We start from the raw sequence: 13,797 nt of genomic DNA, 5'->3' as shown, positions 1-13,797 counted from the left end.
ATAGAATGCAGCCTATCAATACGGAATTGCGTATCTTTCTTGGATTGGTATACGTAAATAATGGAGTGGAAACGATCAGCTTTCGACTGGAACCAAGCGCGGGCATTTCTCGTCACCGCTGAAGAAGGGTCGCTGTCTGCCGCTGCGCGCGCGCTTGGGCTGACGCAACCAACACTAAGCCGACAGGTCGCGGGCCTCGAAGAGGCGCTAGGCTTGGTCCTCTTCGAGAGGACATCGCGCGCACTCTTATTGACACAATCAGGTGTAGAATTGCTGGCGCATTTTCGGATGATGGGCGATGCAGCAAACAGCATATCCCTTGCTGCAACGGGCCACTCCGATGCCGTGACCGGACATGTGTTGATTTCGGCCACAAACCTGATGGCAACGCATTTTCTACCGCCAGTCCTTAAAAAGCTGCGCACAACCGCGCCAGACCTTCAGATCGAGATTATCGCATCAAATCAATTAAGCGATCTGCGGCGGCGTGAAGCTGACATCGCAATCCGTCATAGTCGCCCCAAAGATGAGACCCTCTTTGCAAAACGGCTGCGCGACACAAAGGCACATCTATTTGCTTCAAAAGAGTACCTCGACGAAGTTGGTCGCCCAAAGACGCTCGCTGATCTTGAAAAGTTAAAGTTTGTCGGGTTTGACCAACCCGAACAGCGGCTTGGTTTGATGACGTCACGTGGCGTAAATCTGACGACAGCAAATTTCAATTTTTCGACGTCGAGCGCCACACTAGCCCTCGAACTTGTCCGACAAGGTTTTGGGATCGGCATTCTACCTATCGACATCGGGGCGGCTTATCCAGAACTCGAAAACCCGACTTCGGCGTTCGAGCCGATCAGTATCGAGACATGGCTGGTGGCCCACCGCGAGCTTAAGACAAATCTACGCATTCGGGTGGTTTTTGACCTTCTGGCAGAGGGTATTGGTTAACCGGCTAGACGGTATCAACTGCACAGAAAAAAGCGATCAAATGTAAAACCACGAACGGTCTCTGACACAAGAGTTGTCTATAGTTGTTTCTCGGTGATGAATTCCCCAACCGCTTCTTTGCTAAAGTCTCCGATTTCAACAACGCCAGCCACGACCAGCAATTTCTACGATACTGATATGCTCCAAGGATGTGTCGAACACCCAAAACGCTTTATTTTTAGCTACACCCCATGAAAGTGCTTAAATGCTGACGGGGCCGACTACGGATTTCTCGAAAGCCGCCTACTTCTTGTTTCTGTCTCGTAAATTCTCCAGCAATACAGATGATCGATCCATTATGTCTTTAACCAGCAGGAGATCATCAGATGAGTAGGCCTTGTCCATCTCTGCGACAACATCATTTTGTACGCCGACCACCTGTCTGGCCAACGTCTGCCCTTTTTCAGTCAATGAAAGGCTCCAGGCGCGTTGATCTTTCGGGGCGGGGGTCCGTTTAATAAGGTCATCTGCTACAAAGCGCGCAACAAGCATGCTGATCCCGCTTTTGGCGGAAAAACACCTTTTCGCAAGCTGCTGTTGGGTAAGACCCGGAGATCTGAACAAATTTATCAGGATTTCATGCTGAAGCAGCGAAACCCCCATCGGCGCGAGAAGGTGGGTAAGTGTTGCCGTACACTCGTTGTACGTGCGCACAACTGCGATCCACGTAGCTGTCGGGGGTATAGCCACGTCATCATAGGTTTCTGATTTAGAATTTTTCATAGGACGCCCCAGTGTGAAAGAACTTGCATAGTTCAAGATTGAACAATATGGTTCAAATATGAACTAATATGGTGTAATAATGAACCTCTACTTTAGGCTAATCTGGACACTTTTACGAGCATGGCGGCTTCCCAAATTGGTGATGGATGAGGTTTTCGAACGAGAATTTAGAGTGCTGCCAAACGATATTGACGTAAATCTTCATATGAACAATGGTCGTTACTTAACAGTGGCTGATCTCATGACTGTCGAGTTTTTTGTGCGCACTGGTTTCCTCAGGATTTTGTTGAAGAAAAAGTGGAAACCTTTTGCAGGTGGAACGATCATGACATTTCGCCGCCAGCTCAAATTGGGTCAAAAGTATCGGCTGCGTTACCGTTGGACGGGGTGCGATGACCACTGGAATTACTTCTTCGTCGAATTCCTGACACTTGATGGAGTAATCTGCGCGAAAGGCTATTCAAAGGGGGCAATGGTTTCAAAAACAGGACTTGTTTCCATGGTTCAGTCATTTGAATCCCTTGATTTCGAGCGCAAAGACAATGAGTTGCCCGAAGCCGTACTTCATTGGAAGGAAAGCGAACAAAAGATAATGGGCTGAATTTCATAGGATGTCATGACGCAATGCAGGCGATTTCGATGCACGTGATTTCACTAAATGTAGCAGGATCATCGCTGGCTCCTAATCGAGCAATCAACCGGATCACAAAGAGCCTTGCCCTGATTGCAGCTTTCCTCACAACACTGGAGCGATGCGATGACACTAGATTGGCCTACCTCTATAAAACCTGTTTTGCCCAACGAAGCACTCCCGGATGCAAACTGGGCGGACGCTTTTGAAGTTTCGACGCACCGCAACTTCGCCACCATGCGGGAAATTGCCGACGCGACGGTTGGGACGTCGCCGACTTGGGCCAAGCGACTCTTCAAGATACGAAACTTTATTGTTGCCCCTTTTGGATTAAAACCAGACGGGAAAATTGACGCGCCCAGATCTGAGTCAAGAATATCCATATTTCCTATCTTGCAGGAAAGTGAGGACAGTATTGTACTGGGCATGGATGATATCCATCTGAATTTCCGTATTCTTATTGAACGTTTCGCTATTGGGGGTGACTTCCAGATACGTGTGACGACGCTCGTTCAGCGGCATAATATCTTGGGAAAGGTCTACATCATGCTTATAATGCCATTTCACAAGCTCATTGTTGCATCCGGTATGCGGAACGTAATTTAGGTTCGGATTGAGGCTATTTTCATGTGGTCGTTGCAATATTTTTGACAGAAGCGGGTTTTTACAATGTCTGGAATAACCGACCGCGACCTGAGTGATATCCAGAGGGGTGATTGGGTCGAGCGGTTCCTTCCGCTGCCCGTTCGTCCCTACATCCGTTTAGCGCGGCTGGACCGTCCAGTTGGTATCTGGCTTACGCTTTTTCCTTGCTGGGCTGCGTTGTTGCAGGCCGCGCATGGCTTTCCAGATTTGCGCACTCTTTTGGTGTTCACCCTTGGTGCTTTTGTGATGCGCAGCGCGGGTTGTACAATCAACGATATTGCCGACCGCAATTTCGACGGCCAAGTCCAGCGCACCCGTTTGCGACCATTGGCAAACGGCGAAATTAGTCTGTTCGGGGCAATAGTGTTTCTGGCGGTTCAATTGGCGCTGACCGCATCTTTGCTGATTTTTCTATCTTCGTTCGCGCGCCTTCTGGCGATCGGTGTGCTGCCGTTGGTCGTGCTCTATCCCTTTTGCAAACGCTTCACCCACTGGCCTCAGGCGGTTTTGGGGATTGCTTTCAATTGGGGGATGCTGGTGGCTTGGGCGCAGATCGCCGGTCATGTACCGGTTGGCGCGGTGTTGATGTGGGCCGGTGCGATTACATGGCAGATCGGATATGATACGACCTATGGATATGTCGACATAAGGGACGACAAGCGTCTAGGTCTCAAATCCACAGCTGTTCTGTTCGGTGCGCATGGAAAATCGCTGATCTCCGTGTTCTATGCACTAACAGTGACAGCATGGTCCCTGGGGGGGTGGGTGCTGGGCATGTCGTCGCCCTACGCTTTCGGGATGTTGGTAATTGCTGCCCACTTTGGCTGGCAGGCGTGGCGCTTCGACATAGTCCGCCCCGAAGTCAATTTTCGCCTTTTCTTAGCTAACATCCTGACCGGCGCTGTTCTGGCTGCCTCGGCTTTTATCGGAACCCTATGATATTTTGCAAACAGCGGGTGTTCGGGGCGCCACCGTCCTATGGGCTGAAACAATCATCAAGATTTCGTCCGGCCTGAATTTTGGAATAATTCTAGCATGGCTTCTAACCTTGGATGTCCGCTCACCGTGTCGTTTCTCGCTTCGAACATGCCAGTCAGCCGAAGGTCGATATAACCATGCACCATAGACCATAGAGCAATTGCATAAGTCTCAACATCGCGATTAGTGCACATTTTTGCACCTGAAATTTCAGCGCAGCAAGCACCATAAAATTGATTCATTACATCAAGCAATTCAGGATCGCTGTGATCGACCAATCCGGTATGCCAAAGCAATCGATAGCGGTTGGGATGGGTCATTGCATATTCAAATAGCACAGTGGCAAAAACTGAAATACGCTCGTTGGCAAGCAAGTCCTCGCTGCGAAGTTTCTTAATTACACAAGCCAAGAGGTCCTTGAACAGAACTGTCGCAAGTGCAGTAAGAAGCGTTTCTCTATCTTTGTAGTGATTAACCGGCGCCGCATGGGAGACGCCCGCTTCGCGTGCGACAGCTCTGATCGTTACGCCGTCAGGCCCGTGCATGTCCAACAGCACTACTGAAGCGTCAAGCAATGCCAGTTTCAAGCTGCCATGATGGAAGGGTTGTTTCATTTTCATCAGTCTATATTGACAGCGTCAATTAAAATGTCAATATAGACAGTGTCAACTTCAAAGGATTGATCATTGCTATGGCACATACTGTTCTTGGAAACCCGCTCTCACCGTTTACCCGAAAAGTGGTTTTGTTCGCTTATGAGATGAGCTTGGACATCCACTTGAAAGAGGTAAATCCATATTTCCCACCTGACGACTTTGCGATGGTCAGCCCGCTCAAACGCGTTCCGGTGCTTCAATCAGGTGATTTTACACTAAGTGATAGTTCAGCCATCTGTGCCTACTTCAACGCGGCTCACCCCGAGAAGGCAACGCTCGTTCCAAAAGAACCCAAACATCTCGGTCGTGCGCTGTGGATTGAAGAATATGCAGACACCGCACTTTTTCATGAAATCAGTACCGGAGTTTTTAGACCCATTTTCATTAATGAGATGCGCGGGTTGCCTATTGATTCCAAAACCGTTCAGGCGTCAGTTGCCGAACATCTTCCTCCGTTGCTGACCTATTTGGAGTCCCAGATATCTGGCAAAAGCTGGTTTTGCGGGAATGAACTCTCGATAGCTGATCTGTCTGTCTATTCTCAGATGGCCAACCTAAGACATTCAAAGTGCCTACCAGATGAAAATCGATATCCTTACTTGATGAAGAACTTTGAACGGGTGTCGTCGCGACCGGTAGCAGTTAAGTTGCACGAGGCTGAATTGCTCTATCTCCAACAGACGCGTGCCAAGTTGAAGGGTGGCACTTGACCCAATTCAGGGAAGCAAGGATGCTGGGCCCTGAGCAGAACAAACGCCGGAGAGTGGCCCACTTAGTGGTACTGGGAAGTCGACTTTAACGAATCTTCCGAACGAAAACAAAAATGCTGCTGTCAGGGCAGCGCAAACCAATCAATTAAGCAATCATAGCGCATTTACGTTTTCTCCACATGTCGATTGTTGAGACCGCGTTCAGCGAATAGGTGGTTTGGATTGCGTGGGTTCTGACCCTATGGAATGATCGGTCAGATGGCATTCGCTGCTTTGCCGAATGTACTACGCTGCATATGCGAAGGTTTTCTGCGTCAGCAATCGCTGCAGCTGCAAAAGTCGGCTTTGTCCGCATAGCTGACATGGAGATTACCCGCCCAATCCACCCCTCCCTTCCCATCCTCCCCAATCTCATGTACAGCCCACGCATCTACCCGTTCGCATTCAGTCCCCGATGCAGGCGAGGAAATAAAGGGGTCAGAGGGAATACGCCCTCTATGCAATGGCTAATGGGCCAACAAGGAAACGATGATGTTTAACGAAGTTAAGAAAAGCATGCAGTGGGGCGAAGAGACGCTCACACTGGAAACAGGGAAAGTTGCGCGCCAAGCCGACGGTTCCGTCATCGCCACATATGGCGAGACATCCGTGATGGCGAACGTGACATTCGCACGCAAGCAAAAGCCGGGTCAGGACTTTTTCCCACTGACCGTGCACTATAACGAGAAATATTACGCCGCAGGTAAAATCCCGGGTGGTTTCTTTAAACGCGAAGCGCGTCCAACAGAAAAAGAAACACTGACAAGCCGTCTGATCGACCGTCCGATCCGCCCGCTGTTCGTCCCCGGGTTCAAGAACGAAGTACTGGTGATGTGTACCGTTCTATCTCACGATCTGGTTAACGATCCCGACATGGTTGCGATGATTGCGGCCTCCGCAGCGTTGACCATTTCCGGCGCGCCGTTCATGGGCCCGATTGCCGCGTGCCGCGTTGGTTATGAAGGTGGTCAGTACGTTCTGAACCCTGAAATCGACGACATGCAGGACCTCAAGAACAACCCCGATCAGCGCCTTGATCTGGTAGTTGCCGGCACCAAAGACGCCGTGATGATGGTTGAATCCGAAGCATACGAGTTGAGCGAAGAAGAAATGCTCGGCGCGGTTAAGTTCGCCCATGAGCATATCCAGCCCGTCATCGACCTGATTGTTGAGCTGGCAGAGACAGCGGCAAAAGAGCCGTTTGACTTCCAGCCCGTTGACTACTCCGATCTCTCCGCTGCTGTTAAGGCCGCAGGCGAGAAGGAAATGCGCGCTGCATTCGCAATCGGTGACAAGCAAGAGCGTACAGCAGCAGTCTCCGCTGCCCGCGACACGATCATGGCCGCATTGTCCGAAGAGCAGCAAGCCAATGCAAACCTCGGTTCCGCGATGAAAGGCCTCGAGGCCTCCATCCTGCGCGGTGACGTTGTGAAAACCGGTGTGCGCATCGACGGTCGCAAGACTGACGAGATCCGCGATATCGTTTCCGAGACTGGCATCCTGCCCCGTACGCACGGCTCTGCCCTGTTTACACGTGGTGAGACGCAAGGCTTGGTTGTGACCACTCTGGGTACCGGAGACGACGAGCAATTCATTGACGCGCTGCACGGCAACTTCAAATCCAACTTTTTGCTGCACTATAACTTCCCCCCCTACTCTGTGGGTGAAGTTGGTCGTGTGGGCCCTCCAGGTCGCCGCGAAATCGGTCACGGTAAACTCGCATGGCGCGCCCTTCAGGCCGTTCTGCCCGCTGCGACAGACTTCCCTTACACCATTCGTCTGGTCTCCGAGATCACCGAATCCAACGGCTCCTCCTCCATGGCGTCCGTTTGTGGTGGTTCCCTGTCGATGATGGATGCGGGCGTTCCGCTCAAATCCGCCGTTGCCGGTGTTGCCATGGGTCTGATCCTCGAAGAGGACGGCTCCTACGCGATCCTGTCGGATATCTTGGGTGACGAAGATCACCTCGGCGATATGGACTTCAAGGTAGCGGGTACCGAAGCAGGTATCACGTCATTGCAGATGGACATCAAGATCGCAGGCATCACGCCCGAGATCATGGAAAAAGCATTGGCTCAGGCCAAAGCGGGTCGTTTGCACATCCTTGGCGAGATGAACAAATCCATCTCCGGCGCAGGCGAGTTCTCCGAGCACGCCCCACGCATCGAGACCATGCAGGTCCCAACGGATAAAATCCGTGAAGTCATCGGTTCTGGCGGTAAAGTTATCCGCGAGATCGTTGAAGTGTCCGGCGCAAAGGTCGACATCAACGACGAAGGCATCATCAAGATCGCGTCACCAAACGCCGACTCGATCAAGAAAGCCTACGACATGATCTGGTCGATCGTGGCCGAGCCTGAAGAAGGTGCCGTCTATACCGGTACCGTTGTGAAGATCGTCGATTTCGGCGCCTTTGTGAACTTCTTTGGCAAGCGCGACGGTCTGGTGCACGTATCCCAGATCGAAAACCGCCGCCTGAACCATCCTTCAGACGTTCTGAAAGAAGGTCAGGAAGTCAAAGTGAAGCTCTTGGGCTTTGACGATCGCGGCAAGGTTCGTTTGTCCATGAAAGTGGTCGATCAGGAAACTGGCGAAGAGATCAAAGAAGAAGAGAAGAAAGAAGACTAAGCCTTCCTTCTTTAAAATCAAAAGAGGCCCCTGTGGAAACGTGGGGGCCTTCTTGTTTTGTCAGGGCGGTTATGCCTTCAGTCACCCAAACCAGTACCCGAGCATCCCAAGGATGCCTTGAAAAGCTTCATGCGCATCTCCATGACCACCCCGAAGTCGCCGCAGCATCGCCTCGTGCGATAGATGGTCGCCATCGCCCGTCCTTTCGACGCCGTTCCCGCCTTCTGCACAAATCGGCCCATTGGTCTGGTACAGCACCCAATGCAGACGCCGACGTCCCTTTGCTTAATGGCCCTGTGATCTTTGTGTCTCGTGCACACTTCGAAGGGATCGGCGGCTTTGACGAGGCGATATTCCTCTATCACGAGGACGACGACCTGAGCATGCGCTTAAAGGCATAATACGGCCACCTGGGCCATGTCCATGAAGCCGTCTTTACCCATGCCGAAGGCAATACCACTACTCCATATCTAAGACAAAAATGATCAGCGATGCCATTCTGCAGATGATCTCGCCTCTAAACCTGTAATCTGCCCGCAAGAGGGCAAAGAGTATGGCATTTCTAAAGGGCGCACTGCGGACAATAGGCACATAGCCAAGGAGTTGAATACCATCGTGAAACAGTAGCTTTGGGACATAACAGCGGATGTGGCGACGCACGAAAAAATGAAGAGCCTGTTTTTTAACATTCATTTCAAGACCTTAAAAATCCTACTTTTTCTCAATAGATCGAATGAGCGTGAGGGTCGGGTAAACCAGACTCACGTTTCTGCCTGTTTTACGGTATAGGTTAACCATTAAACCAAGAATCATTACAAAGTCTGGAGACACTGCCATGTCCTTATTTGATCGCCGCACCCTTATGTTGTCTGGCGCCGCAGCCCTTCTTGCTGGCCCAGCCTTTGCATATAATGTGCCCAACCACCTGCGCCCGCGCATGGTGGATATCAAAGACCGCTTTCGTCCTAACGAGATCCATGTCGATCCCGGCCAATTTGCGTTGTATTGGACCATGCCCAACGGCAAGGCGATCCGCTATTCCGTAGGCATCGGTACGGCAGGCCGCTACCGCTCCGGTACGTTCCGCATCCGTCGCAAGGCGGAATGGCCCCGGTGGACCCCAACTCAGGCCATGATCCGTCGTGAGCCGCATATCTATGCAAAACACGCGGCAGGCATGAAAGGGGGTGGGATGAACCCACTCGGTGCGCGCGCGCTCTATCTCTACAGCGGCGACCGCGACACATATCTGCGCATCCACGGAACACCAAAGCCACAGACAGTGGCTGCGCGCGTCTCAAATGGTTGTGTGCGGATGATCAACGCCCATGTGATTGACCTCTATAACCGTGTGCCAAACGGCACTCGCGTGGTTCTCCACTAAGAAATCTGTCCCTAAGATGCAGAAAGCCCCGCTAGATAGCGGGGCTTTTTCGTTTTAATGCTTCTTAATCACTCCGGCAGCTTCGCCATACGCAAATAGGGTAACACCTTATTGAATGTTCCGAATTTGGCAGTTGCATCGGCATCCGACACAGAAGTCGGAATAATCACATCATCGCCCACATTCCAATTTGCAGGAGTGGCAACACCTTGACCCGCAGAGGTCTGCAACCCGTCAAGTGCACGCAACACTTCGGCAAAGTTGCGACCAACAGTCATCGGATAGGTCATCGACAGCTTCAGCTGTTTGTCAGGCCCGATGATGAACACTGACCGCACCGTTGCACTGTCCGCAGGCGTGCGCCCGTCAGGTAGGTAGGCTTCCGCAGGCAGCATATCAAACGCCTTAGACAGCGTAAGATCCGTGTCCGCAACAATCGGGAAACCTGCCTTGGCCCCGCCAACAGTTTCGATATCCGCTTTCCACTTTTTGTGGTCCTCGACACCGTCCACAGACACACCCAAGACTTTGGTCCCGCGCTTCTCCCACTCATCCGCCAACTGCGCCACTGCACCAAACTCGGTCGTGCAGACAGGTGTGAAATCCTTGGGGTGAGAGAATAAGATCGCCCAGCTATCGCCCACAAAATCATGCAAGCTGATCGTCCCTTGATCCGTTTCAACCGTTAGATCAGGGATCGTGTCGTTAATGCGCAAACTCATCGCTGCGTCCTCCTCTAAAATTGTTATTACTCTTACGTAGTCATTGCCCGATGGAGTTTCATCCCCCAAGTTCGCAGCCCTGCCTTGCAGTGGCTTAACCGCAGTGCCACAGTGCCTTCAAATCTCAAACAAGGAGCATCACCATGCTGGAGAAACGCGATTTTTACATCAACGGCGCGTGGGTTGCCCCCGCCGCCGCAAACGACTTCGCCGTAATTGACCCTTCCACCGAAGAACAATGCGCCATCATTTCGCTCGGCGACCAGTCCGACACAGATGCTGCCGTAAACGCAGCGCGTGCCGCCTTCGACAGCTGGTCCCAGACTTCGAAGGAAGAGCGCACCGCTCTGATCGAAAAACTGGCCGAAATCTATGACACTCGTCAGGAAGAAATGGCCCAAGCCATGTCCATGGAAATGGGCGCACCGATTCTGCTGGCCCGCCAACAACAAGTGGGCGCGGGCAGCTGGCACATCGGCGGCTTCCTCAAAGCATTCAAGGATTTCTCCTTCGAGCGTGATTTCACCGCCACTGAGAAAACCCTGCTCGAGCCGATTGGCGTCTGTGCGCTGATCACCCCATGGAACTGGCCCATGAACCAGATCATCCTTAAGGTGATCCCAGCGCTCGCCACAGGCAACACGGTCGTCTTGAAACCCTCCGAGATCGCACCCCTGTCGGGGCTGCTATTCGCCGAATTCGTACACGAAGCAGGTTTCCCCGCAGGCGTGTTCAACCTCGTCAACGGCGACGGCCCCGGTGTTGGCAGCCAGCTGTCATCCCACCCCGAAGTCGACATGGTCAGCTTTACAGGCTCCACCCGCGCAGGCATCGCGATTTCCAAAGCTGCGGCAGACACGCTCAAGCGCGTCAGCTTGGAACTGGGCGGCAAAGGTGCCAATATTATCTTTGAAGACGCAGATCCGTCAGCCGCCAAACAGGGTGCTATCCGTTGCTTCCGCAACTCGGGCCAGTCCTGCAACGCACCAACCCGCATGCTGGTCCACAAATCCCGCTATGACGAAGCTGTGGCATCTGCCTCCGAAGTCGCAACCAACACTCACGTTGGCCCCGCGTCCGAAGAAGGCAAACATATCGGCCCCGTCGTCTCCGAAGCCCAATTTAACAAAATCCAAGGCCTCATCGAAAAAGGCATGTCCGAGGCGCGCCTCACCGCAGGTGGCCTAGGCCGCCCCGATGGCCTGAACCGCGGCTACTACGTCAGGCCCACGGTTTTCGCAGATGTCACCAATGATATGACCATCGCCCGCGAAGAAGTTTTTGGTCCCGTCTTGTCGATCATCCCCTTTGAGACCGAAGAAGAAGCCATCGCGATCGCCAACGACACACCCTACGGCCTGACCAACTACGTCCAGACTGCAGACACGGAAAAGCGCCGCCGCGTTGCCCGCCGCTTGCGCTCGGGCATGGTTGAAACCAACGGCCAAGGCTTCGCTCAGGGCTCGCCCTTTGGCGGATACAAGCAGTCCGGTAACGGCCGCGAAGGCGGCGTATTTGGCCTTGAGGAATTCCTCGAAGTCAAAGCCGTCTCTGGTTGGGCTGCAGAGTAACCTCCACTAAACGGCACCGACTAGGAGAGGGCTACTTTCGGGTAGCTCTCTCTTATTTTTAAACAATACGCTAGGTGGAATGTCGGAAGTGAGTTTAAAAGGGCGCCTTGCTGCGCACGCGGGTCGATTGCCCACCATCGGGGTGTTTGAACCGCAGTTCTTCCGAATGTAGCATCATACGCGGGAAGTCTTTTGCCGCCCCCTCCGCATAAAAAGGATCACCCAGTATCGGGTGCCCGAGGCTGAGCATATGCACGCGGAGTTGGTGACTACGTCCTGTATGGGGTGACAATCGCACACGAGCTGTATCGCCTTCGTCTTTCACCATGCGCCAGTCGGTTTGCGCCGGTTTACCCGTTTCAAGGCAAACCATTTGGCGCGGACGGTTGGGCCAATCTACAATTAGCGGCAGGTCAATAGTCCCTTTCTTTTCCGCAGGAACGCCCCAGATACGCGCAATGTAGGTTTTCTTTGTCATCCGTTTTTCAAACTGCAGATTTAGATGCCGCTGCGCATGACGTGTCAGGGCAAAGATCATCACACCCGATGTATCACGGTCCAAACGGTGAACCAGCAACGCATCAGGAAATGCCACTTGCAAACGCGTCAGCAGGCAATCAGCGAGTTCAGGCCCCTTACCAGGCACCGAGAGCAAGCCAGCAGGCTTGTCGACCAGAATAACTTCGTGATCGAGGTGCAGGACCTCAAGCGGATCCATCGGAGGGGTGTACGTTGCGTCCATGCCGCCTCAGTCCCATGTGCAGGCTTTGTTTTCAACCCGTCCCGTGGCACGCTGTTTGGAAACAGGAGAACAAGCATGCATCCAACCATCCAGAAGTTTCATGACCTCGTCCTTGCGCATGACCACAGCGGCGTGCCCGCGCTCATGGCCGATGACGTAAAGTTCCAGCCACCAACCTATTGGGCAACATGGAACGGTCGCGATGCAGTGGCAGCCGTACTTGGGCATGTGAACGAAGTCTTCACCGATTTTGAATACCGTCGCGTCATGGGGGCGGGCAATGATTGGGCGCTTGAGTTCCAATGTAAGGTCGAGGGGCTGGACTGTGTCGGTGTTGACCTGATCACCCTTAACGATGACGGCTTAATGCAGACTTTTGAAGTCGTCATGCGCCCGTATAAAACCATCGGCGCACTCAGGGCCGCCATGAACGAGCGCGTCGCAAAAGACCCCTCGTTCATGAAGCATAAGTCGGCCTTAACTTAAGCTGCGCTTTGCCTGCATTTGCTGCACCATCGAAACAGTATAGATGATCAGCGCAATCCAGATCAGCGGCAGTGCAATCGCGCGGGCACGGCCAAACGGCTCCCCAAAGATGAACACTGCATTGAGCATGATCATCGTGGGCGCGATATATTGCAGGATGCCAATAGTCGACAGCCGCAGCAACTTGGCACCGTTGGCATAGCACAGCAGCGGCACGGCGGTTACAACCCCGCAACCCAGCAGCAGCCATGTATCGCTGGCATCGCCCAGAAACTTCGCCCCGCCCGTACTGCCCATATAAACCGCATAAGCCAACGCAGGCGGCAGCAGCAGTAGCACTTCCATCAGAAACCCTTGGTTCGGCCCGATCGGCAGGCTCTTTTTCGCCAGCGCATAGAACCCCCATGTGAGCATCATGCCAAATGCCAGCCATGGCGTCTCCTCGGCGTCCACGATCAACACCAATACCGCCACACTTACAATCGCCACCGCGATCCACTGCATCCGCGCCAATCGCTCCCCCAACAGGACCGCCGCCAAAAACACGCTGAACAGCGGGTTGATATAATATCCAATCGCCGCGTCCAACGCGCGGTCCGTCACAATCGCATAGACATAGATCCCCCAGTTGAGCGAGATCAGCGCCGCCGTGACACAACCCATGGCCAACATGCGCGGATTGCGAAACGCCTCACGCAGGGTCGCCGTGCGTCCCAGCAGGATCAACACCACCGCCGCAATCGGCACCGACCATATGATGCGATGCGCAATCACTTCGGCCACAGGAATATGGCTCAGCAGCTTCATATAAAGCGGCAAAAACCCCCACAGTACATAGGCACCGCCCGCAAACAGCAGGCCTTGAGGCGTGTCTTGATCCGTGTTGGGCGTGGCCATA

15 protein-coding genes are annotated in these 13,797 nt (G+C 53.0%); 10 read left to right on the top strand and 5 right to left on the bottom strand.

Annotation, left to right across the window (positions count from 1 at the left end; genetic code table 11):
• The first annotated feature begins 60 nt into the window (after positions 1–60).
• The gene (locus Q0775_RS09035; RefSeq protein ID WP_298859450.1) at positions 61–945 is read left to right on the top strand and encodes a LysR family transcriptional regulator; all 885 of its coding nucleotides are present in this window, start codon (positions 61–63) and stop codon (positions 943–945) included.
• A 282-nt stretch (positions 946–1,227) separates the two neighbouring features.
• Here Q0775_RS09035 and Q0775_RS09030 read toward each other — a convergent pair whose 3' ends face one another.
• Positions 1,228–1,707: a MarR family winged helix-turn-helix transcriptional regulator gene (locus Q0775_RS09030; RefSeq protein ID WP_298859448.1), complete on the bottom strand. Its 480-nt coding sequence runs from the start codon at positions 1,705–1,707 to the stop codon at positions 1,228–1,230.
• Positions 1,708–1,786: 79 nt separating this feature from the next.
• Between Q0775_RS09030 and Q0775_RS09025 the strand changes: the two genes are divergently transcribed.
• The 3 genes from Q0775_RS09025 to ubiA all read left to right on the top strand — a co-directional run bounded on the left by Q0775_RS09025 (position 1,787) and on the right by ubiA (position 3,922).
• On the top strand, positions 1,787–2,308 hold the full coding sequence (locus Q0775_RS09025; RefSeq protein WP_298859447.1) for a thioesterase family protein: 522 nt from the start codon (positions 1,787–1,789) through the stop codon (positions 2,306–2,308).
• 156 nt (positions 2,309–2,464) lie between these two features.
• Positions 2,465–2,944 carry a DUF2867 domain-containing protein gene (locus tag Q0775_RS09020; protein WP_298859446.1) on the top strand — a complete coding sequence of 160 codons (480 nt, stop codon included), beginning with the start codon at positions 2,465–2,467 and terminating at the stop codon, positions 2,942–2,944.
• A 63-nt stretch (positions 2,945–3,007) separates the two neighbouring features.
• Positions 3,008–3,922 carry a 4-hydroxybenzoate octaprenyltransferase gene (gene ubiA, locus Q0775_RS09015; RefSeq protein ID WP_298859444.1) on the top strand — a complete coding sequence of 305 codons (915 nt, stop codon included), beginning with the start codon at positions 3,008–3,010 and terminating at the stop codon, positions 3,920–3,922.
• A gap of 56 nt (positions 3,923–3,978) precedes the next feature.
• On the opposite strand, the gene Q0775_RS09010 is transcribed toward ubiA, so the two are convergent.
• Complete coding sequence (locus Q0775_RS09010; protein WP_298859443.1) at positions 3,979–4,575, bottom strand: TetR/AcrR family transcriptional regulator; 597 nt, start codon at positions 4,573–4,575, stop codon at positions 3,979–3,981.
• Positions 4,576–4,652: 77 nt separating this feature from the next.
• Here Q0775_RS09010 and Q0775_RS09005 point away from each other — a divergent pair, with 77 nt between their 5' ends.
• From Q0775_RS09005 to Q0775_RS08990, 4 genes are all read left to right on the top strand, one after another.
• Positions 4,653–5,327 (top strand): glutathione S-transferase family protein, encoded by a 675-nt coding sequence (locus Q0775_RS09005; protein WP_298859441.1) that lies wholly within the window; start codon positions 4,653–4,655, stop codon positions 5,325–5,327.
• A 531-nt stretch (positions 5,328–5,858) separates the two neighbouring features.
• Positions 5,859–7,994: a polyribonucleotide nucleotidyltransferase gene (pnp, locus tag Q0775_RS09000; protein ID WP_298859439.1), complete on the top strand. Its 2,136-nt coding sequence runs from the start codon at positions 5,859–5,861 to the stop codon at positions 7,992–7,994.
• Between the two features lie 71 nt (positions 7,995–8,065).
• Positions 8,066–8,395, top strand: coding sequence for a hypothetical protein (locus Q0775_RS08995; RefSeq protein WP_298859437.1), 330 nt, complete (start codon positions 8,066–8,068; stop codon positions 8,393–8,395).
• 434 nt (positions 8,396–8,829) lie between these two features.
• Positions 8,830–9,378 carry a L,D-transpeptidase gene (locus Q0775_RS08990; protein WP_298859436.1) on the top strand — a complete coding sequence of 183 codons (549 nt, stop codon included), beginning with the start codon at positions 8,830–8,832 and terminating at the stop codon, positions 9,376–9,378.
• A 68-nt stretch (positions 9,379–9,446) separates the two neighbouring features.
• Here the strand turns inward: Q0775_RS08990 and Q0775_RS08985 are convergent, their stop codons facing one another.
• Positions 9,447–10,100 (bottom strand): peroxiredoxin, encoded by a 654-nt coding sequence (locus Q0775_RS08985; RefSeq protein ID WP_298859433.1) that lies wholly within the window; start codon positions 10,098–10,100, stop codon positions 9,447–9,449.
• A 143-nt stretch (positions 10,101–10,243) separates the two neighbouring features.
• Between Q0775_RS08985 and Q0775_RS08980 the strand changes: the two genes are divergently transcribed.
• Positions 10,244–11,671, top strand: coding sequence for an aldehyde dehydrogenase family protein (locus Q0775_RS08980; protein ID WP_298859431.1), 1,428 nt, complete (start codon positions 10,244–10,246; stop codon positions 11,669–11,671).
• Positions 11,672–11,765: 94 nt separating this feature from the next.
• Here the strand turns inward: Q0775_RS08980 and Q0775_RS08975 are convergent, their stop codons facing one another.
• Complete coding sequence (locus Q0775_RS08975; protein WP_298859429.1) at positions 11,766–12,413, bottom strand: pseudouridine synthase; 648 nt, start codon at positions 12,411–12,413, stop codon at positions 11,766–11,768.
• A 75-nt stretch (positions 12,414–12,488) separates the two neighbouring features.
• Here Q0775_RS08975 and Q0775_RS08970 point away from each other — a divergent pair, with 75 nt between their 5' ends.
• Positions 12,489–12,899 (top strand): nuclear transport factor 2 family protein, encoded by a 411-nt coding sequence (locus Q0775_RS08970; RefSeq protein ID WP_298859427.1) that lies wholly within the window; start codon positions 12,489–12,491, stop codon positions 12,897–12,899.
• Here the strand turns inward: Q0775_RS08970 and rarD are convergent.
• On the bottom strand, positions 12,891–13,796 hold the full coding sequence (gene rarD, locus Q0775_RS08965) for an EamA family transporter RarD (protein ID WP_298859425.1): 906 nt from the start codon (positions 13,794–13,796) through the stop codon (positions 12,891–12,893). The genes Q0775_RS08970 and rarD overlap by 9 nt on opposite strands.
• Between the last annotated feature and the right edge of the window lies 1 nt (position 13,797).

Origin of the sequence: uncultured Sulfitobacter sp. (assembly GCF_947499945.1) — a bacterium.
Classification (GTDB): Bacteria; Pseudomonadota; Alphaproteobacteria; order Rhodobacterales; family Rhodobacteraceae; genus Sulfitobacter.
This window is presented reverse-complemented; position numbering and strand designations above follow the sequence as displayed.